This is a genomic window from Devosia epidermidihirudinis, assembly GCF_000971295.1.
In the GTDB taxonomy this organism is placed as follows: Bacteria; Pseudomonadota; Alphaproteobacteria; order Rhizobiales; family Devosiaceae; genus Devosia; species Devosia epidermidihirudinis.
The window spans coordinates 259554-280213 of sequence record NZ_LANJ01000019.1 but is presented as its reverse complement, the minus strand read 5'-3'; the positions used below and the strand labels follow the sequence as shown (position 1 = coordinate 280213).

The window sequence follows — 20660 nt, the reverse complement described above, 5'->3', positions numbered from 1 at the left end:
CTCGCGTGGAGCGGGGAGAAGAAGGAAGCAGCATGACCACCTATCAGACGAAGTCCGGCCTTTCGGTTCATCCCCTATTGGTAGATTTCGTCGAGAAGGAAGCGCTGGCGGGGTTGAGTGTGAGTGCCGACCAGTTCTGGTCGGGCTTTGCCGCGCTGATTGCCGAACATGCCCCCACCAATGCTGCGCTGCTGGCCAAGCGCGACGACCTGCAGGGCAAGGTGGATGACTGGCACCGCAAATATGGGCCGGTGGTCAACAACCCGCAGGGCTATGAATTCTTCCTGCGCGATATCGGCTACGTGGTCCCCGAGCCCGCCGATTTCACCATTGATACCAATGGGCTCGATCCCGAGATTACGACGCTCTGCGGCCCGCAGCTGGTCGTGCCCGTGTCCAACGCCCGCTATGCCCTGAACGCCGCCAACGCGCGATGGGGCAGCCTTTACGATGCCTATTACGGCACCGACGTGATCAGCCGCGACGGCGAGCTGGCACCAGGCAAGGGCTTTAACGCGGCGCGCGGGCAGGCGGTGGTCGACAAGGCGGCTGCGTTTCTAGACGAGACCTTCCCGCTGATCAGTGGCAGTCATCGCGATGTGACCGGCTACCATGTGGTCAAAGATGGCGACATTCGCAGCCTTGCGGTGGATACCGGTGCTGGCCGCACGGCGCTGAAAGACCCCGATGCGTTCGTTGGCTATGGCGGGACGCAGGATGCGGGCCAGCTGGTGCTGGAGCATCATGGGCTGCATGTGATCCTGGTCATTGAGCCTAGCAGCGCGACCGGCAAGGTGCACAAGGCCGGGCTCAGCGACATCATCGTGGAAGCCGCGCTGACGACGATCCTGGATTGCGAGGATTCTGTCGCGGCGGTGGATGCCGAAGACAAGGTTGGCGTTTATCGCAACTGGCTCGGCCTGATGGACGGCACGCTAGCGGATACCTTTGAAAAAGGCGGGCAGCAGGTCACGCGCACGCTCAAGCCTGACCTGACGTTCAAGGACGTCAACGGTTTGCCGCTGGTGCTCAAGGGGCGCTCACTGCTGCTGGTGCGCAATGTCGGCCATCTGATGACAACCGATGCGGTGCTGGTGGATGGCAAGCCGATTGGCGAAGGCCTGATGGATGCGGCTGTTACCGTGCTCTGCGCCATGCATGACAAGGGCGGCAATAGCGCCCATGGCGCGATCTACATCGTCAAGCCGAAGATGCATGGACCTGAGGAAGTGGCGTTTGCCTGCGCGATCTTCGCTTCCGTCGAGAAGATGCTGGGGCTTGCGCCGCTGACCATCAAAATCGGCATTATGGACGAAGAGCGCCGGACTTCCGCCAACCTTAAGGCGGCGATCTATGAAGCGCGCGAACGCGTGTTTTTCATCAATACGGGGTTCCTCGACCGTACCGGCGACGAGATTCACACCTCGATGGAAGCGGGGGCAGTGCTGCGCAAGGACGAGATCAAATCCGAGCGCTGGATTGGCTCCTATGAGGATCGCAACGTGCTGATCGGGCTGGCCTGTGGCCTGGCTGGTCGGGCACAGATCGGCAAGGGCATGTGGGCGCGGCCGGACGATATGGCGGCGATGATGGCGGCCAAGTCGGGTCACCCCAATGCGGGTGCGAATACCGCCTGGGTGCCGAGCCCGACTGCCGCGACGCTGCATGCGCTGCACTATCATGAGATCGACGTGTTCGAGGCGCAGCGCCGTCGCCACAATGAGGCGGTGCCGAGCCTGGATGATCTGTTCTCAATGCCGGTGCAAGTGCCGTTTTCGCTGAGCCGCGAGGAGATTACCCGCGAGCTGGAAAACAACGCGCAGGGCATTCTTGGCTATGTGGTGCGCTGGGTGCAGCAGGGCGTTGGCTGTTCCAAGGTGCCAGACATCAACAATGTCGGGCTGATGGAAGACCGCGCCACCTGCCGCATTTCCTCGCAGGCCGTGGCCAACTGGCTCCGCCATGGGCTGGTGAGCCGCGACGAGGTGACCTCGGTGTTCGAGCGTATGGCCTCGGTTGTCGATGCGCAGAATGCTGGTGATCCGATCTATCGGCCGATGGCCGAGAACTTCCAGTCGGTGGCGTTTCAGGCCGCACTGGATCTGGCGCTGCATGGCGCCGACCAGCCAAGCGGCTATACCGAGCCACTGCTGCACGCCGCGCGCCGGAAGGTGAAGGCGCGGGAAGCTGCGAAAAAAACCATGCAATGAACCTGATCACCTCTCCCCTGAGGGGAGAGGTCGGCGCATAGCGCCGGGTGAGGGGTTCAGTATTCGGTTGGGGCAGAGTGGTCGTTCGACGTCTGAACCCCTCACCCTAACCCTCTCCCCTCAGGGGAGAGGGGATCAGATCGCTCATTTGCTCAGTTTACGAAGTCGAATTTGTCGACGTCGAACAGGCCGCGGTCGGTCATTTTGAGGTGGGGGATGACCGGGAGGGCGAGGAAGGCGACTTGCAGGAACGGCTCGGGCAGGACGCAGCCGAGGGCGTAGGCGGCGTCGCGCAGGGCGTGCAGGTCGTGGGTGACGTCCTCGAAGGGTTTGGGGCTCATCAGGCCTGCGATTGGCAGGGCGAGCTCGGCAGTTATCCTCCCCTCGTCGGAGACCGCAAAGCCGCCGCCCAGCGCGATCAGACGGTTGACGGCCACGGCCATATCCTCGTCGGTTGCGCCGATGACGGTGATGTTGTGGCTGTCGTGGCCAACTGATGATGCGATGGCGCCGCGCTTGAGGCCGAACCCCTTGACGAAGCCGCGCCCGATATTGCCGTTGCGGCCGTGGCGCTCGATAACGGTGACCTTCAAAACGTCAGCAGACAGGTCCGGAAGTGTTCCCACACTGCTAACCTCCAGCGTCGCACTTTCGCGGAAAGTGAGAATGAGGCCGGGTTTGACGCCAATGACCGGTGTCTGGTTCTGATCGGCGCGGGGCGGCACGATGAAATCGTCGGCTGAAACCGGCTTGGCCTTCATCGAGGTGAGGCCAACCGGCTCGACGGGGACGCGGGCGGCGAAGAGGTCGGGGCTGACCAGACGACCACCGGTGAGGACGTCCGAGACCTGACAGTCTTCGAGGCTATCGAGCAGGGCAATATCGGCGCGCCAGCCGGGGGCGACGAGGCCGCGATCGGTGAGGCCGAAGATGCGGGCGGCGGAATGGCTGGCGGCGCGATAGACGTGATGCAGCGGACGGCCCATGGCGATGAGGCGGCGAATGGAGCTGTCGAGGTGGCCTTCTTCGGCGATATCGAGCGGATTGCGATCATCGGTGCAGAGGGCAACGAAACTTGAGGTGTTTTCGTCGAGGATTTCACCCAGCGCATTGAGGTCCTTGGAGACCGAGCCTTCGCGGATCAGGACGGCCATGCCCTTGGCGAGCTTTTCGCGCGCTTCAGCAGCTGATGTGGCTTCGTGGTCGGTGCGAATGCGGGCGGCGAGATAGCCGTTGAGGGCCGTGCCGAGCAGCAGCGGGGCGTGGCCATCGATATGGCCGCCCTGGAAAGCGACGAGCTTGGCGATAATTCCCGGGTCGGCATTTAGCACGCCGGGGAAGTTCATCATCTCGGCAAGGCCGATGACCTTGTTGTGGCTGCGGAAGGGTTCGAGGTCCTCGATTTCGAGCGAGGCGCCGGAGGTCTCGAATGCAGTCGCCGGCACGCAGGAGGACAGATTGATGCGGACATCCATCACGGTCTGTTCGGCGCAATCGAGGAAGTAGCGAATGCCTTCGGCACCGAGCACGTTGGCGATCTCATGGGGATCGCAAATGACGGTGGTGACGCCATGGGGCAGGACGCAACGGTCGAACTCGAACGGCGTGACCAAGGAGGATTCGATGTGCAGATGGGTGTCGATGAAGCCCGGAACAGCGAAACGGCCCTTGCCGTCGATGACCGTTTTGCCCTCGTAGCTGGCGTGGGTACCGACAATGCGATCACCGATAATGGCGATATCGGTGCGGGTGATGGCGCCGGTGATGACGTCGAGCAATTGCACGTCACGGATGACGATGTCGGCAGGAACCTTGCCCTGTCCGGCCATGATCATGCGGGTGAGGGTTTCTGCAGTGGGGGCGGATGCGTCGTGGTGCTTATTCATGGCTGAAGGTCGGCTGAAGTCGACGCGCCGTCAAGGGCGGATCGATGTGCAACTGCAACAGCTTGACGGCTTTGTGCCTCGGTCAGCTGACGACTGAGTGGCGACGCTGGGGCTTGTTGGCGGCCTCGGAGAAAATCTCGATGATGTGCGCAGGCGAGGTGCCGGGCGAGAAGAGATAGCCCTGCAGCGTATTGCAGCCCATGGCTCCCAGAATTTCCGCCTGTTTTTCGGTTTCGACGCCTTCTGCCGTCACCTGGATATCCATGGCATGGGCGAGGGTGACGATTGCCTGGGTGATGGCGACCGAAACGTGCCCCTCGGCCAGCTGGCTGACAAAGGAACGGTCAATCTTGATGCGGTCGACCGGGTAGCGCTTGAGATAGCTCAGCGAGGAATAACCCGTGCCGAAATCATCCAATGCGATGTGGATGCCTGCGTCACGGAAGGTGCGCAGGTTCTGTGAGGAAATGTGTTCGTCGTCGAGCAGGATCGACTCGGTGATTTCCAGTTCAAGATCGGTCGGGCGCATGCCGGTCTGGTGCAGGACGTCAAAAACCGTGCTGGAAAAATTGGGATTGCGCAGCTGTGTCGGCGAGATGTTGACCGCGATGGTGCGACCGGGAGCGGTGGCGCCAAGCTCGCAGGCACGCAGCAGCACGAACTCGCCAAGTGCCTCGATCATGCCGGTGCTCTCGGCGATCGGAATGAAGCGGGTGGGGGAGATGTATCCGAACTTGGGGTGGTTCCAGCGGACCAGCGCTTCAGCGCCAATGACCTTGCGGCTCTTTTGATCGATCAGCGGCTGGAACACGACGCTCAACTGATCATGGCGGCGGAGCGCTTCGCGCAGTTCGCCTTCGATGGTGTGTTGCAGCTGCAGCAGCTCATGCATCTGTTCTTCGAACTGCACAGCGCGATTGCGGCCTGCGGCCTTGGCTTCATAGAGCGCAATGTCGGCTTTGCGGACCAGCTCGCGTGGGTCGGTGCCATCGCTGCGCGTTGTGGCGATGCCGATGCTCGCGCCGACATGGGCGTGGAACTTGTTGATTTCAAAGGGGCGGCGGATCGCCTCGATGATGTTGGCGGAGAGGGCCGGCACATCGATGGACGGACCGCGTGGAGAGGTGAGAATACCGAACTCGTCGCCGCCAAGGCGAGCGATCATCACGTGAGGCCCCACCACCATGCGGATGCGCTGGCCAACCTCGTTGATCAGGGCATCGCCGGCCTGGTGCCCCAACGTGTCGTTGACGTGCTTGAAGCGATCAAGATCAAGCATCATCAGCGAAATCTGCGCGCCGCCCGCCTGGCGGTTCAGCAGCGCCTGCTGCAGGTGCCTGTCAAAACTGGAGCGATTGGGCAGACCGGTGAGCTGATCATGGGCGGCTTGATGCTCCGCGTGGCGACGGGCTGAGTCAATGGCAGCGGAGGACCGCTTTAGCTGGATGAGCAGGAGTGCCACCAGTATCGCCGCCATCAGAAAGGCGACCAGCATGGCCGGAGCCGTCTGGCGCAGCATGAGCGTGCCGGGCTGATCGTGCTCCCACTCGAAATAGGCGACGAAGTGCCCGGCATTGTCGCGCACGGAAAAGGTTGCGCGCTCCGGCAGATTGGATGGGATCAGTGTGAAGCGACCGTTCTCGAACAAGTAGTCGCGTGACAGTTCATCGGCCAACGCCTCATCGAGGCTGATGGCTGCGGCAATGACAAACTCACTGCCGGCGGTCTGGGGGTAGGCGCCAGAGCTCGAGATGATGGACATGACGCTGACGATGGAGGGAACGCCGTCGACAACGCTGATGTCGCTGATCCCGCGGGGGCGGTCTTCTCCATACATCCCGGTCTGTCCGGCATTACGCAGACGGATGCGATTGGCCAAGGGGACGATGGCATTTGCCATGCTGGTGAAACTGGCCGCAGGGGCGTTGACCCCTTCGCGCATCACATAGAGCGGCGTGTTGGAGGCGTCGAGCAGGACCGTGGCGGATTGCCCGAACACGTCATGCAGCCAGCGGCCCAGCGTTGAGTCGACCCAATTGAAATTGAAGGAGATTTTGGTGTTGAGGACGGCTTCGTCCCAGATTGCGACATTCTCGATATCCAGACGGGCGCGAGCCTGTTTGGTCTTGAGAACTTCGGTCAGCATGACGCGTTGACGCTGGAGCGCACGCTCATCGATGGTTGAGGTGGACCACATGATATAGCCGAGTACAGCCGCGGCGGTGATGGTGAGAGCCAGCACTACCGGGAGTAAGATAGCGGCAGAGAACGGCCACCGTTCGTGTGTCGAACTGCTAGTCTGCATATATAATCGTGCCCCTCAGGCAGCAGACTATAGCAGGCGAGATTTCCGACAGGTTACCAAGAGGTCAGCTGTCTGACAAAGGGCTAGCTGCTCTCCTTGAACAGCACTTCGCGATCCTGGGTAAAGTTCGCCAAAAGCGGCAGGCAGGCGCCGCCAACCTCGCGGGCGGCAAAGCCCATGGTGCCCTCATCAATGGAGAAGGGCGGCAGGCCTTGGAGGTCGAAGGTCGTGACCGATTGGCGAGACGCTTCAACCAGGCGCTGCCGCACATTGGGCGGGAAAGCGCCGTCGATGACAATGGTGCGGAAGTCGATGATGGAGACCGCGCTGAGGATTGCCACTGCGAGGCTTCGGGCGGCTTCTTCGATCCAGAGATCGAGCGGTTCGCCCAGATCGCCCCAGTCGCTGGGGTCGTTCCACAGCACGCTCGGGTCTGTGCCTGCGGCAACGAGCCGCTCGGCCAGCACGTAGATCGACGCACTCCGCAGGATTTGCTGATATCCGCCATCTGCCGTGGGCACGGGCAGGGGGCCAATGGCGCCGCCATAACCGGTGCGCCCGGGGAACAGGTGGCCATTGAGCACGACGCCGCCACCGATGAACGAGCCGAGGAACACATAGAGGAAGTCTTCGCCGTGTTCGGCAGTGCCAAGCACCAGCTCGGCGGCGCAGGCGGCGGTGCCATCATTGTGGAAATAGACCGGCCACTGGCAGAGATCGGCGATGGACTTGCGGATGTCAGTGACGCGCCAAGCCTCAAGCACTTCCGGCGGCGCGGCAAACTGGGTCTTCCAGTTCCACAGCTCGAAAGGCGACGCGACACCAAAGCCGGCAATGCGGGCACGATCTTCTGCGCTGAGCGCGCCGGCCAGCTCATCAATGCCGCGCTGTGCCAGCGCGAGAATGGTGTCGGGCGTGGGGTAGGGATGGGGCTCGTGAATGCGGCCCAGAACAGTGCCGACGAAATTCATCAGCACCACGTCCGAGCTGCGGCGGCCGATTTTGATGCCCAGGAAGAACGCGCCGCCCGGATTGATGGCGTAGGGCACAAGCGGTTGCCCGACCTTGCCGCGTAACGGCTGAAGGCGAAGCAACAGCCCGTCATCCTCAAGGGCATTGGCGATGGTGGAGATAGTCTGGGGGGAGAGGCCAGTGCGGCGTGCAATCTCGGCCTTGGGTAGACTGCCATGGCGGCGGATCAGGGAGAGAACCAAACGTTCATTGTAAAGGCGCACCCCAGCCTGATTGGTGCCGCGGCTCAAGGCGTCAAGGCCAGTGTGTGCGCTGCTCTTTCTGACCATTCGCGACGCCCCCTATTAACGTCCGTAAGTCTTTGTTGCTGCAGTCATAGGCTGCATCCCCGACAAAATTGCAATCGTTTTCATCAACTTGTGCATTTCAGCGTCAGGACGGTCGCTCCATACGATGGCGCTGTCAATTAATAAATCAATTGGATAAACTAATTGACAGGGCCACAAAGTTCGCCTCTTTTAAAGGGGTCGATCCAGCCACGGAGGAGTACCCGGCGCGATCGAATGGCACGTCCGAACGCGCTGCCGGGACGGCGCAGGATGCCAAGCAAAAGTTCCTGGGAGGAGACATTAATGGCTAAGTTTTTGAAGGTCGCGGCCGCTGGCGCCGTGATGCTCGGTTTGATGTGCGGCAGTGCCGCTTACGCTCAAGAGGCTGTTGTGGGCCTCATTACCAAGACGGAAGGCAACCCCTTCTTCGTCAAGATGCGCGAAGGCGCGCAGGCCAAGGCAACCGAACTCGGCATCGAGTTGCGCACTTTTGCCGGCAAGTTCGACGGCGACAATGACAGCCAGATTGCGGCCATCGAAAATCTGATTTCGGCGGGTGCGAAGGGCTTTGCCATCGTGCCATCGGATTCCGCCGCCATCGTGCCGACCATCAAGCAGGCGCGCGACGCCGGGTTGCTGGTCATCGTGCTCGATACCCCGCTCGACCCCATCGATGCGGCTGACGCGACCTTTGCAACCGACAACCGCAAGGCCGGTGAGCTGATCGGCGAGTGGGCCAAGGGCACGCTGGGCGACAAGGCCTCAAGCGCCAAGATTGCCATGCTGGATCTGGCGGTGAACCAGCCAACGGTGGACTATCTGCGCGACCAGGGCTTCATGGCCGGGTTTGGCATCGATGTGAAGGACCCCAACAAGTATGGGGACGAAGACGATGCGCGCATCTGCGGGCACGAAATGACCGGTGGCGCTGAAGATGGCGGCCGTACCGCCATGGAAACGCTGCTGCAGAAATGCCCCGACATCAACCTCGTCTACACCATCAACGAACCAGCCGCTGCGGGCGCCTATGAAGCGCTCAAGGCGATCGGCAAGGATGATGGTTCGGTGACCATCGTTTCGATCGACGGCGGTTGCCCAGGCGTTGCCAACGTCAAGGCGGGCGTGATCGGCGCCACCAGCCAGCAATACCCGCTCAAGATGGCGGCGATGGCGATGGAAGCGATCAAGAAGTTTGCCGATACGGGCGAAAAGCCAGCGGCAACGCCGGGCCTCGACTTCTTCGACACCGGCGCTGCGCTGGTGACCGACAAGCCAGTGGCGGGCGTTGACTCGATCGACACCGCCAAGGGTGCCGAGCTCTGCTGGGGCTAACCTGACACAGTCGTCGGAGGACGGTTCAGTCTCCCTGAGCGCGTGTCGCCAGGCGAGGCTGAACGGCCCCCGATGAAACAGTTTTAGCCCTTGGGAGGGGGCTCTTATGAGTGATGATGCAACCGGATCTGTGACTGCCGAAAAGGGCCTGGTGGGCGCCGCCCAGTCTGTGGCCAGCTTTGACGAGGACGCGCCCGGCCCGATCCGCAGAATTCAGTCTTTCCTGCACAGCTATCCGACGGCCATTCCGTTCATCGTGCTGATCGTTGCCATCGTGGTGTTCTCGATTGCAGCAGGCTCCAAGTTCTTCGCGCCGTTCAATCTGTCGCTGGTGTTGCAGCAGGTGACGATCATCGGCGTGCTGGGCATGGCGCAGACGCTGATTATCCTGACCGCGGGTATCGACCTGTCCGTCGGCGCGATCATGATCCTGAGTTCCATCGTGATGGGGCGGCTGTCGGTTGTGGCGGGTGTGCCTGTTGAAATCAGCTTCGTATTGGGCATCTGCACCGGCATCCTGTGCGGATTGATCAATGGCCTGCTGGTGGCGCTGGTGAAGTTGCCGCCGTTTATCGTGACGCTGGGCACATGGTCCATCTATGGCGCCATGGTGATCTTCATCTCGCAATCGGAGACCATCCGGAGCCAGGACATCGCGGCGATTGCGCCGATGCTGCAATGGATGGGCGCGCGCGTGGCGCTAGGCGGCGGGGCGATCCTGACCATCGGCTCGATGGTGATGATCCTGATTGCGGTGTCGCTCTGGTACATTCTCAACCGCACGGCTTTTGGGCGGCATATCTACGCGACGGGCGATGATCCGGAAGCGGCGCGACTGGCGGGTATCAACACCACCTGGACGCTGATCGGCGTTTACACGCTCGCCGGGTTCATCTGTGCCTTGGCCAGTTGGGTGCTGATCGGGCGGGTTGGCGCGGTGTCTCCGCTCGGCAGCCAGACGGCAAACCTCGATTCCATCACGGCCGTGGTGATCGGCGGCACCTCGCTGTTTGGTGGGCGTGGCTCGATCGTCGGCACGCTGCTTGGTGCGCTCATCGTGGGCATGTTCCGCAACGGGCTCGCACTCGCTGGTGTCGATGTGCTGTGGCAGGAATTTGCCGTTGGCGCGCTCATCATCATCGCGGTCACCACCGACCAGTGGATCAGAAAGATTTCCGCATGACCCTTGATCAAACAATTGCGGGCCTCACGGCCACGCCGATTGCCGGTCCTCAGCCGATCCTGTCGGCAACCGGGTTGCAGAAGCGCTATGGCAAGGTGGTGGCGCTGGACAATGCCGACTTTGACCTAATGCCGGGGGAAATCCTGGCGGTGATCGGGGACAATGGGGCGGGAAAAACCAGCCTGATCAAGGCGCTGTGTGGCGCGATGATCCCCGATGCGGGGGTGATCAAGCTCGATGGTTCGCCAGTGCATTTCAAATCGCCGATGGAAGCGCGACTGGCGGGCATTGAAACGGTGTATCAGAACCTGGCTTTGTCACCGGCGCTGTCGATTGCCGACAACATGTTTCTCGGCCGCGAGATGCGCAAGTCGGGCCCGCTCGGGAACATATTCCGGCTGCTCGATCGGTCGACGATGAACCGGCTGGCCCGTGAAAAGCTGAGCGAGCTGGGTCTGCTGACCATCCAGAACATCAACCAGTCGGTGGAAACCCTTTCGGGTGGGCAGCGGCAGGGCGTGGCAGTGGCGCGGGCGGCGGCGTTTGGCTCCAAAGTCGTCATCATGGACGAACCGACCGCAGCCCTAGGCGTCAAGGAAAGCCGCCGCGTGCTGGAGCTGATGCTGGACGTGAAGCGGCGCGGCCTGCCGATCGTTCTGATCAGCCACAACATGCCGCATGTGTTTGAAGTGGCTGACCGCATTCACATTCACCGGCTAGGCAAGCGCATCGCCGTGATCCGGCCGCAGGACTATTCTATGTCCGATGCGGTGGCGATCATGACGGGAGCCCTTGCGCCTCCGGGACAGGTGGAGGCGGCGCAGTAGGTATTTTGGGATCCGTTTGAGGTCTCATACTGCAACTCACACCGCGCTGCCCTCGGACTTGATCCGAGGCCTCTGGCCGCTCGTGCCGTGTTGTGAGTGGCCCTCGGATCAAGTCCGAGGGCAGCGTGGTGGAGGTGGGAGATTGGGGACAGCAATCAAAGCCTCGCGCCGCGCATCACTTCCTGCCGAGTGGCAACGATTTCGGCTTTCGCGGAATTGGCGCCGGGGGTTAGATGGTTGGTGCTGGGCGATTGCTCTGCCCGCTACTCTTATGCTCAGGAATTGCCCGAATGACCAAAGTCCGCGCCCTTGTTCTTGAACGCCAGCACGAACTGGCTTTGCGTGATATCGAGATGCCGCTGGAGGTGGGGCCGGGCGAGGTCAAGATTGCCATCCACACGGTCGGGGTCTGCGGGTCGGACGTGCATTACTACACCCATGGCAAGATCGGCCCCTTCGTAGTCAACGCGCCTATGGTGCTGGGCCACGAGGCCGCTGGCACTGTGACCGAGATTGGCGAGGGCGTGACCCATCTCAAGGTCGGTGACCGCGTCTGTATGGAGCCGGGCATCCCCGATCCCAATTCACGCGCCAGCCGCCTCGGAATGTACAATGTCGATCCGGCAGTGCGTTTCTGGGCGACGCCGCCGATCCATGGCGTGCTGACGCCCGAAGTGGTGCATCCGGCCAATTACACCTTCAAGCTGCCCGACAATGTGAGTTTTGCCGAAGGCGCGATGGTCGAGCCGTTCGCCGTTGGTATGCAGGCGGCCTACAAGGCGTCGATCAAGCCGGGCGATACGGCGGTGGTGCTGGGTGCGGGGCCGATCGGCACCATGGTGGCGATTGCGGCGCTGGCCGGTGGTTGTGCGCGGGTGATCGTGGCCGATCTGGCGCAGCCCAAGCTCGACATCGCCGCGCAGTATCAGGGCGTCATTCCCGTCAACATCCGGGAAAAGAACATTGTCGAGGAAGTGGCGCGACTGACCGACGGTTGGGGTGCGGATGTGGTGTTCGAGTGCTCGGGCTCGCCCCATGCCTGGAAGACCATTATGGACCTGCCGCGTCCGGGCGGCACCATTGTGGTGGTCGGCCTGCCGGTGGAGCCGGTGGCGGTGGACATTGCCGGGGCGTCGACCAAAGAGCTGCGCATCGAGAACGTGTTCCGCTATGCGCACCAATATGACCGGGCCATTGCGCTGTTCGCGTCGGGCAAGGTGGATTTGAAGCCGCTGATTTCCGAGACCTTTGCGTTCGAGGATTCCATTGCGGCCTTTGACCGGGCCGTCGAGGCACGGCCAAGCGATGTGAAACTGCAAATCCGCGTGGCGCAGTAAGCGGGAATATCGGGCCAGATCTCGTGGTTCGACAGGCTCACCATGAGGTCTTCGGGAAGACGGTGACTAGGCAGCAGACCTCATCCTGAGCTTGTCGAAGGACGAGGTCGTGGCGGGTCCCAAGGGAGGAACGACATGGATTTGAACTTGCGTGACAAGGTTGCTGTCATCACCGGCGGCACGGTGGGGATTGGGCTGGCGGTGGCTGAGGGACTGGCGGAGGAGGGCGCCAATCTGGTGCTGGTTGGGCGCAACAAGGAGCGCGGCGACGACGAGGCGGCGCGGGTCGCCGACAAGTTCGGGGTCATCGCGACGGCAATTGCTGCCGACGTGGCGACAGCCGAGGGATGCGATGCCGTGATCAAGGGCGTGGCCCGGGCCTTTGGTGGTGCCGATATCTTGATCAACAATGCGGGTACCGGCTCGAACGAAACCATTGCCGAAGCCGATGATGCCAAGTGGCAGTATTACTGGGATCTGCATGTGATGGCCGCCGTGCGGCTGGCGCGCGGACTGGTGCCCGGCATGACCATTCGCGGCGGTGGGGTGATCCTGCACAATGCGTCGATCTGCGCGGTGCAGCCGCTGTGGTATGAGCCGATCTACAACACCACCAAGGCCGCCTTGATGATGTTTTCCAAGACGCTGGCCAATGAAGTGGTGGGCAGCAATATCCGCGTCAACACGGTCAATCCGGGGCTGGTGCTGACGCCGGACTGGATCAAAACCGCCAAGCAGATTGCTGGCGAAGACGGCTGGCAGGCACATCTTCAGGGTGTTGCCGACGAGGCTGGCGGCATGAAGCGGTTTGCGACGCCCGCAGAGCTGGCCAACTTCTTTGTCTTCATGTGTTCGGACAAGGCGAGCTATTCGACCGGCTCGACCTATTTCGTCGATGGCGGGTGGCTCAAGACGGTTTGATGCTCTGGGAGTGGCGGGAACCAAGCGCGGGGAACGGGGTTCTAAGACAGCGTTTCAATGGAGCAATCTGTCATGGATGTCGGCAATGAGTTTGGCTTTGTCGCAACTTACCTGCCGCAACATATCCTCGCCATTCGCCTGCTGATTGCGGCGCTGCTGGGTGCCATGATCGGCTTTGAGCGCGAGATCAGCACGGCGGAGGCGGGGCTGCGGACGCATATTTTGGTGTCTGTGGCGGCCGCCCTGTTCACCATCCTCGCCTTTGAGATTTTCCACACTATCGAGCCGGGCACAGGCGGGCCGCAGGCGGACCCCATCCGTGCCGTCGAAGCGGTGACGGCGGGCATTGCGTTTCTGGGGGCGGGGGCGATCTTCCGCTCGCGGGGCAATGTGCAGGGGCTGACCACCGGGGCGGGCATGTGGCTGGCGGGAGCCGTCGGCGTCGCCACGTCGCTAGGCTACTACATCGTAGCCTTTGGCGTGGCGCTGTTGGCCGTTGTGGTGCTGGCGTCGCTGCGGGCCGTGACGCGCCGGGTCGCCCGGCACGAGCCTTAGTGCGTTGCCGAGTGGGAGAACAGGTTGATCACCAGCACACCGGCCAGGATCAGGCCGATACCGATAAGGGCGGGCACGTCAAGGGTTTGGCCATAGGCAAAGAAGGCGATGATCGACACGAGAATGATGCCGACGCCGGACCAGATGGCATAGCCAATGCCGACCGGAATGGTCTGGAGCGCCAGTGAGAAGAAGTAGAACGTGACGCAATAGCCGACCACCACGACAATGGATGGGACGAGAACCGTGAAGCCGGCCGAGGCGCGCAGGAACGATGTGGCGATCACTTCGCCAACTATGGCGATGGCGAGATAAGCAGCGCCGTTCATGGCGTTTCCTGACCGAAAATGGTGTTGGCGAGCGCGACGAAGCGTCGGCCGCGTTCTTCGAAATTCTTGAACTGGTTATAGGACGGCGCGCCCGGCGACAGGATGACAGCATTGAAGCTGTTGCGGCGCGCATGGAGCGCGTGCATCGCGGCTTCGAGGTCTGGCGCGCTGATGGTGTCAATGCTGGGCGCGGTGGCTTTGGCGGCAGCGGCGAGGCGCTCGCCGGTGACGGGCAGGCAGACCAGAGTGCTGACGCCATAACCTTCGAGTAGGCCTGCTAGTTCGGCATAATCCTGCTGGCGCTCATGCCCACCGGCGATCAACGCGATGCGATGGCCGCGATAGGCCGCGAGGGCGGCCTTGGTGGCTTCAGGCGTGGTCGAAATCGAGTCATTGACGAACGTCAGCCCGCCAATGCGGTGTTCTTCAAGCCGATGGGGTAGGGGCGCGAAGGCGGCAATCCCGGCGACAACGCCATCGAGCGTGCCGCCGGTGGCCAGCGCGATCTGTGCGGCGAGGCGGGCATTGTCCAGATTGTGACTGCCCTTGAGGCGCGACGTGGCGGCGGCGGCGTCGATGACGGCGAGTTCGTCGCGGGTGAGATCGCGGACGAGGCGGCGATGGTCGCGCACGGCACTGGCCACGAGCGCATTGGTTTTGGCACCAGCGCCGAGGGCAACCGGGAAGTCGCCGTCGCGATCAATCAGGTGAAGCTTGTCGGCGAAATAGCGCTCGACCGAGCCGTGCCAGTCGACATGCTCTGGATAAAGATTGGTCACCGCCGCCAGATCGGGCAGGAAGCTCATGTCAGCGGTCTGATAGCTCGACAGTTCAAAGATCACCACGGCGTTGCGGTCGGCCGCTTCGAGCGGCGCGAGGCCGACATTGCCGGCAAGGCCAGCATCGACACCGGAACTGGTCAGCATCAGATGGACCAGGGTGGCGGTGGTGGATTTGCCCTTGGTGCCGGTGATGGCGATGACGGTGCGACCAGCGCGATAGGCGGCGCCCCAGAGGTTGAGGTTGGACGTGGTGGGAATGCCGGCGGCGCGGGCGATGTCGAAAATGGGCTTGTAGCGCGACACGCCCGGACTTTTGACAATCAGGCCGAAGCGGTGGTCCTGGATGGCAGCGGGCAGGTCCTCGGGGGCGATCTGTTCGGTGTCCGGAATATCGGCGGTGCCGCTATCGACGGTGACGAAGACCTTCAGGTCGGGTTGGCGGGCCTTGAGGAAGGCGCGGGTGGAGAGGGCCTCGCGGCCCGCGCCATAGAGCAGGACGGGTTCTTCAAACCGCATAGGCGGCCACCTTGGCAGCGAGCGCGGGTGGAATGTGGTGGTCGTGGCTGTCGGTCAGGCATTCGGCCATGGCCAGTTGCAGCGCCGGTTCGCCATATTGGGCGAAGAGGTCGGCCTTGACCGCCTTCACCACTGCCGCGTCGTGCCAGTCTGCATGGCGGGTGAGCGTATAAAGGCAGGCGGCGGCTTCAAGAATTTCGCCGACGCATTCCCACGGCTTTTGGCCGGCAAGGCCAGCCAGTTCGCGGAACGAGCCTTCATGAGCGGGATTGTCGAGCAGGTTCTTGCCGAAGATGGACAGCAGCCGGTCCTTGGCCATGAAGGGCGCGAAGATCAGGAACACAAAATGGCATTTCGGGCATTCGCCGCACCAGAGCGGGCCGTCGTTCCCCGTGAGGCGGAAATTGCGGTTGCAGCTGGAAAAGACGTGGTCGAACTTGGTTTCGTGGGTGAATAGGGAGGCGATGCGCGCTTCCGAATAGGGGCGGAGCAGCGAGAAGTATTTCAGCGCGCCGCCGGTGGCATCGCTGAGGATCGAGGCGATCAGCAGCTCGAAGCCCAGCGACTTGGAATATTGGTGATTGGTCTCGCGGCCATCGAACTCGACATTGCCCTCGCTGGCCGAGCGCTCGTTGGACAGCACGATCTGGTTGTAGCCAAACAGCACCGAGCAGAGCGCAGCGATCATGGAATTGATGGCGGTGGAGGGGACGTGGCCATTGTAATAGCCGGGCTCCTTGCCCAGCCGGATCATCTCGGCGTCGAGCGTGCGGGTGACATAGACCGGCGGCGTGCCGATCACGGCGATCGAGGTGATGATCGGGCCCTTGGGATTGACCGCAAAGGGGCTGAACGCGACGCCGGTATGGGTCAGCAGATCGACGCTCACCAGCGAGTCCTTGCCGCCGCCAATGGGCAGCAGAGTGCGGTTGGGCAGGTCGAGCGTGGGGCGCGTGGCCTCGGAATCAAGCGGCGCCTCGATGGAGAGCTTGCCGAAGCGCATCAGATTGTTGCGGGCGTAAAACTCGCCAAGGCCGTTTTCATAGACGTCGATGGTGAACGCGCGTTCCGCCTCGCTCAGCGCGATCTCCGGCGCAGCGATGACGAAGGGGGCCTTGAGCTTGAAGTAGCTGACGCCGAGGACAATCGCCGTCAGCTCCAGCAGCTTGGCGAAGGACGGTGACGCTGCAGCGCTGGGATCGGCGCCAGCGGGCAGGGTGAGAGTCTCGGTGAAGCGCAGGTCATCGAGCCCATAGGTGAAAACAGCCTTGCCCGTTGCCGGATCAAAGGAGGGGCGCTCGATGAGAAAGTGTTCGGTCAAGGTCAGCTCACTTGCAGTGGTCCCAACCATATAGGTGATTTGCGAGGGTGGCGGGAGTGGGGCACGATCCCATGATGTCGAAATCGCGTGGGCTCGTTCGTCGCTTATTCAGGCGGCCAATGGGGCCGCAGACCGAGGAGATGAAAAATGCGCGTTGTAGTGTTTGTGAAGGCAACGACCGACAGCGAAGAGGGCATGCAGCCGACCACGGCGATGCTCGAGGAAATGGGCCGATACAATGAGCAGTTGATCAAGGCGGGGATCATGCTGGCGGGCGATGGCCTGAAGCCAACGAGCCAGGCCAAGCGCGTCGCCTTCGACGGTGCCAGTCGCATGGTGATCGATGGGCCATTTTCGGAAACCAAGGAGCTGGTGGCGGGCTACTGGATCTGGGACGTGCGGGACATGGATCAGGCTGTGGAATGGGTCAAACGCTGTCCCAATCCCATGCCCGGCCCCAGCGAAATCGAAATCCGCCCGGTCTATGAACTCTCCGATTTCGGCGAAGCCCTGACGCCCGAGGTCGCGGGCCTGCACAACCGCAACCGGGAGGCGACGGGAGAGGCATGAGAGCGGCGGGCTGATGGGGTACCAATCACTGCGCGAAGGAGGCGGTGCCCTGGCTGAGCCTTAGAGGATAGGTCTTTGGGTTCTGGACGGAGTGCGTCATGTTGATCGGTATCCGACCAGCCCCATAGGCGATCTGGTCGACGACAAGCACGGCTGCCGGTGGTGTCAGGCCAAGGAGCTCGGCCTCGTCAGGCTCCGCCAATGCGGCGCTCAATCTGGTTTGGCCGTGAAGTGGAATGACGGCGTAGCGTTCGCGAAGCTCGGCATAGAGCGAGAGGTTGGACTTGTTCCATTCAAGCATGGCGAGAGTTGGTACCAGCGTGGCGGGGAGCCAGTCCTGCGTAACGGAAACGGCCAGATCGTCGAGCAAGCGCAGCCTTTTGAGGTGAACGACCTTGGCGCCAGGCTCAAGTGCCAAGCCCAGCGCGATGTCCTCGGGCGGCTCCATCACATCCAGCGACAGCAGTTTTGTTCCCGGAACGCTCCCATTGGCCAGCGCCATCTCGCTGAAGCTGCGGACCACTTCCAGCTCGTGGCCACGACCGCTTCTGGCGGTGGTGTAAAACCCTTTCCCCGGTCGGCTCTGAAGCTGTCCATCAGCGACCAATTCCTTGAGTGCCTGGCGCACGGTAATACGACTGACGCCCAGTTGCGCGACCAGCTCTCTTTCAGACGCAATCTTGCCGCTGGAAGGGATTTCTCCACTTCGCATCAGGTCGAGCAGGTTTTTCTTCACTTGCTGGTAAAGTGGCAGCGGACTGTTGCGGACTACGCCCTTGATCATGTCGCTGTTATACTCGATTGTTTCTATAGACAAAAGACAAGCAGGTTTCCGCGCCGACTGCGTGGAGCGCTCATCCCCATAATGGTTTCTACCTCAGGCTCATAGGGCTTCTCAGATCGAAATGCATCACTTAGTATCACTGGATATAACCAGCTATAGCCAGATTGGATTGGATCACTGATGGTCAAGCTCGCGCTCATTGGCGGTGGTGGTGTCCGGGCACCGCTTTTCGTGCAGGCTGCTTTGACGCGAGCGAGCAAGATTGGTCTTTCTGAAATTGCCTTGATGGATACGGACGGTGCCCAGCTGGAGATATTCGGCACGATTGCCCGTGAAATCGTCCGACAGCAGGCGAGTGCCGTTACCATCAGCACGACCACCGATGCGCGCGTCGCGATAACGGGCGCTGACTTTGTGGTCACCACCATTCGTCCTGGCGGCATCGCCGGGCGCATTGCCGATGAGCGGATTGCGCTCGATCTGGGGGTGTTGGGGCAGGAGACGACTGGCGCCGGCGGCTTTGCTATGGCGCTCCGGTCCATTCCGATCATTCTTGACTACGCCCGCTTGATCCAAGAGCTGGCGCCCAATGCGTGGTTGCTCAATTTCACCAACCCGGCGGGGCTGGTAACACAGGCGCTGCACAACGCCGGGTTCAGTCAGGCGGTTGGCATTTGCGATAGCGCCAATGGCGCTCAACATGCCGTTGCCCACTGGCTGGGAATTAGTTCGCGGCAGGTCGACGCGGAGCTGTTTGGCCTCAACCACCTGTCATTCAGCCCGCGCGTGCTGGTTGATGGCGTCGATGTGCTGCCGCGTGCTTTGGCTGATGATCGCTTTCTCGATAGCAGCGCGCAGCGCGTGTTCGAACGGAGCCTGGTGCGTCGGCACGGCGTCTGGCTGAATGAATACCTCTACTATTTCTACTATGCCGAGAAGGCCGTGGCGGCGTTGCAGGCTGGCCCGAGCCGTGGCGAAGAGATCGGTCTTCTCAATGCCGAGCTGCAGGGGCAACTCGCGGAAATTGACCTGACGGCTGATCCCGCGGCAGGCCTCGCGGCGTATTTCGCCTATGAACAACGCCGCAGTGGCTCGTATATGCGGAGTGCGCGCCAGACCACGGCGATCGAAGAGGCGCCGGTTGCGCCCGATGGCGAAGGCTATGCTGGTGTCGCCCTGGACATCATCGAGGCTTTGACCGGCGGGCGGGCATTGCGGACCGGGCTCAATGTGCCCAATCAAGGGGCGATTGCCGCGCTCCGTGATGACGACATTGTCGAGGTTGCCTGCACTATCGACGCCGACGGTATTCGTCCGGTGGCGGTGGGCAATCTGCCGGAGCAGCAGTCCTACCTCATCCAAAGCGTCAAGCACTACGAGCGGCTGACTGTTGCCGCCATTGCGGCGCGGGATCGCGTGCTCGCAATCGAGGCGCTGGCGGCTCATCCTCTGGTGCTGTCCTACTCCCGGGCCACGCCTTTGGTGGATCAATATCTGGCGGCGCATGCCGATTTCACCGGAGACTGGTCATGAGCGTCCTGGTGGCAGGTGAGTATTTCTGCGATCTGATCCTGAGTGGGCTCGATGGCGTGCCACGGCTGGGCGAGGAGCATTTTGCCGATGGCCTCAGCATCATGCCGGGCGGCACCTACAATATGGCGCTGGCGCTTAGCCGCCTCGGGGTGACGAGCCGCTGGGCCAATCAGTTTGGCAATGACCTCTTCAGCCAATTCGTGCTGGATCAGGCGCGACGCGATGGTCTGGATGAACGGGCGTTCGAACATGTCGATGGGCCGGTACAGCGCCTGTCCGTGGCGTTCACAGGCAATGGCGAACGCGGTTTCTTGAGCCATAGCGCGCCACGGGTGGCGCCGCCATCGACGGATGTTCTGTTCGATCGGCCCGAATGGCTGCTGCAGACGTTCCGTTTCGATTCGGATTGGCTCGAGTTTATTGCGGCGGCGCGCGCGGTGAATGCTCGGGTGCTGGCCGATGGTCGGGGCGGGGAGTTCACACTGGCAACGCCTGGCGTCAGGGCCTTTCTTGCGCATTGCGATGTCTTTTCGCCTAACGCCGCCGAGGCGCTGACGCTGGCCGAGACGGATGATCTTGATGTTGCCATCGCGCGGCTGGCGCCACTGGTGCCCGTCTTGCTGATCAAAAATGGCGGAGATGGCGCGCTGCTGGTGCAGGGGAGTGACGTCGTCACCGTCCCAGCGCCGACGGTGGCAGTGGTCGACACCATCGGCGCTGGAGACGCGTTCAATGCGGGTCTTCTGCTTGGCCTTGAGCAGGGCGCTGACTGGCTGAATGCAGCTCAGCTGGCAGTGTTGGCGGGCTCGCTCTCGACCACGGGCACAGGCGGTCGGGCCAGCCCGATGCGTGCCGCGTTGGAGGATTTCTCACACATACATCCGTCGGCAACAATCGGTTCCAGTTTGCACACGCTGCTGCAGGGGCGGCGGCGCGTGCCTCACCCATTTAAACCCCTGGAGAACTGA

At 62.0% G+C, this 20660-nt stretch carries 17 protein-coding genes; 10 read left to right on the top strand and 7 right to left on the bottom strand.

All coding sequences use genetic code 11. The annotated features are described in order from the left end of the window. The first annotated feature begins 32 nt into the window (after positions 1-32). Positions 33-2210 carry a malate synthase G gene (locus tag WH87_RS13055; protein WP_046137361.1) on the top strand — a complete coding sequence of 726 codons (2178 nt, stop codon included), beginning with the start codon at positions 33-35 and terminating at the stop codon, positions 2208-2210. Positions 2211-2362: 152 nt separating this feature from the next. Here WH87_RS13055 and ade read toward each other — a convergent pair whose 3' ends face one another. The 3 genes from ade to WH87_RS13040 form a co-directional block, all read right to left on the bottom strand. Beyond that, positions 2363-4096, bottom strand: coding sequence for an adenine deaminase (gene ade / locus WH87_RS13050; RefSeq protein WP_046137362.1), 1734 nt, complete (start codon positions 4094-4096; stop codon positions 2363-2365). A gap of 82 nt (positions 4097-4178) precedes the next feature. Then, a complete protein-coding gene (locus WH87_RS13045; protein WP_046137363.1) occupies positions 4179-6401 on the bottom strand; it encodes a putative bifunctional diguanylate cyclase/phosphodiesterase in 2223 nt (740 codons plus the stop codon). Between the two features lie 83 nt (positions 6402-6484). Beyond that, positions 6485-7702 (bottom strand): ROK family transcriptional regulator, encoded by a 1218-nt coding sequence (locus WH87_RS13040; protein WP_046137364.1) that lies wholly within the window; start codon positions 7700-7702, stop codon positions 6485-6487. A gap of 303 nt (positions 7703-8005) precedes the next feature. On the opposite strand from WH87_RS13040, the gene WH87_RS13035 reads away from it, so the two are divergent. The 6 genes from WH87_RS13035 (at position 8006) to WH87_RS13010 (ending at position 13857) form a co-directional block, all read left to right on the top strand. Next, complete coding sequence (locus tag WH87_RS13035) at positions 8006-9034, top strand: sugar ABC transporter substrate-binding protein (protein WP_046137365.1); 1029 nt, start codon at positions 8006-8008, stop codon at positions 9032-9034. A 106-nt stretch (positions 9035-9140) separates the two neighbouring features. Beyond that, the gene (locus tag WH87_RS13030) at positions 9141-10217 is read left to right on the top strand and encodes an ABC transporter permease (RefSeq protein WP_052726157.1); all 1077 of its coding nucleotides are present in this window, start codon (positions 9141-9143) and stop codon (positions 10215-10217) included. Continuing rightward, positions 10214-11044 carry an ATP-binding cassette domain-containing protein gene (locus WH87_RS13025; protein WP_046137366.1) on the top strand — a complete coding sequence of 277 codons (831 nt, stop codon included), beginning with the start codon at positions 10214-10216 and terminating at the stop codon, positions 11042-11044. Before WH87_RS13030 ends, WH87_RS13025 begins: the two co-directional genes overlap by 4 nt. A gap of 290 nt (positions 11045-11334) precedes the next feature. Then, on the top strand, positions 11335-12381 hold the full coding sequence (locus tag WH87_RS13020) for an NAD(P)-dependent alcohol dehydrogenase (protein ID WP_046137367.1): 1047 nt from the start codon (positions 11335-11337) through the stop codon (positions 12379-12381). Positions 12382-12516: 135 nt separating this feature from the next. Continuing rightward, the gene (locus WH87_RS13015; RefSeq protein ID WP_046137368.1) at positions 12517-13302 is read left to right on the top strand and encodes an SDR family NAD(P)-dependent oxidoreductase; all 786 of its coding nucleotides are present in this window, start codon (positions 12517-12519) and stop codon (positions 13300-13302) included. A 72-nt stretch (positions 13303-13374) separates the two neighbouring features. Further along, positions 13375-13857, top strand: a complete 483-nt coding sequence (locus WH87_RS13010; RefSeq protein ID WP_052726158.1) for an MgtC/SapB family protein — start codon at positions 13375-13377, stop codon at positions 13855-13857. Here the strand turns inward: WH87_RS13010 and WH87_RS13005 are convergent. From WH87_RS13005 to WH87_RS12995, 3 genes are read right to left on the bottom strand one after another with little or no spacing between them, the layout of a single operon-like run. Further along, positions 13854-14186, bottom strand: coding sequence for an SMR family transporter (locus WH87_RS13005; RefSeq protein ID WP_046137370.1), 333 nt, complete (start codon positions 14184-14186; stop codon positions 13854-13856). The two genes, WH87_RS13010 and WH87_RS13005, sit on opposite strands and share 4 nt — an antisense overlap. Beyond that, a complete protein-coding gene (murD, locus tag WH87_RS13000; protein WP_052726159.1) occupies positions 14183-15484 on the bottom strand; it encodes a UDP-N-acetylmuramoyl-L-alanine--D-glutamate ligase in 1302 nt (433 codons plus the stop codon). The genes WH87_RS13005 and murD overlap by 4 nt, the downstream gene beginning before the upstream one ends. Next, entirely contained in the window at positions 15474-16805 is a 1332-nt protein-coding gene (locus WH87_RS12995; RefSeq protein ID WP_156458223.1) for a hypothetical protein, read from the bottom strand. The genes murD and WH87_RS12995 overlap by 11 nt, the downstream gene beginning before the upstream one ends. Positions 16806-16952: 147 nt before the next feature. Here WH87_RS12995 and WH87_RS12990 point away from each other — a divergent pair, with 147 nt between their 5' ends. After that, positions 16953-17375, top strand: a complete 423-nt coding sequence (locus tag WH87_RS12990) for a YciI family protein (RefSeq protein WP_046137371.1) — start codon at positions 16953-16955, stop codon at positions 17373-17375. Between the two features lie 25 nt (positions 17376-17400). Here WH87_RS12990 and WH87_RS12985 read toward each other — a convergent pair whose 3' ends face one another. Continuing rightward, positions 17401-18159, bottom strand: coding sequence for a GntR family transcriptional regulator (locus WH87_RS12985; protein ID WP_046137372.1), 759 nt, complete (start codon positions 18157-18159; stop codon positions 17401-17403). A 180-nt stretch (positions 18160-18339) separates the two neighbouring features. Between WH87_RS12985 and WH87_RS12980 the strand changes: the two genes are divergently transcribed. Next, positions 18340-19692, top strand: a complete 1353-nt coding sequence (locus WH87_RS12980; RefSeq protein ID WP_046137373.1) for a family 4 glycosyl hydrolase — start codon at positions 18340-18342, stop codon at positions 19690-19692. Continuing rightward, entirely contained in the window at positions 19689-20660 is a 972-nt protein-coding gene (locus WH87_RS12975) for a carbohydrate kinase family protein (RefSeq protein ID WP_052726161.1), read from the top strand. The genes WH87_RS12980 and WH87_RS12975 overlap by 4 nt, the downstream gene beginning before the upstream one ends.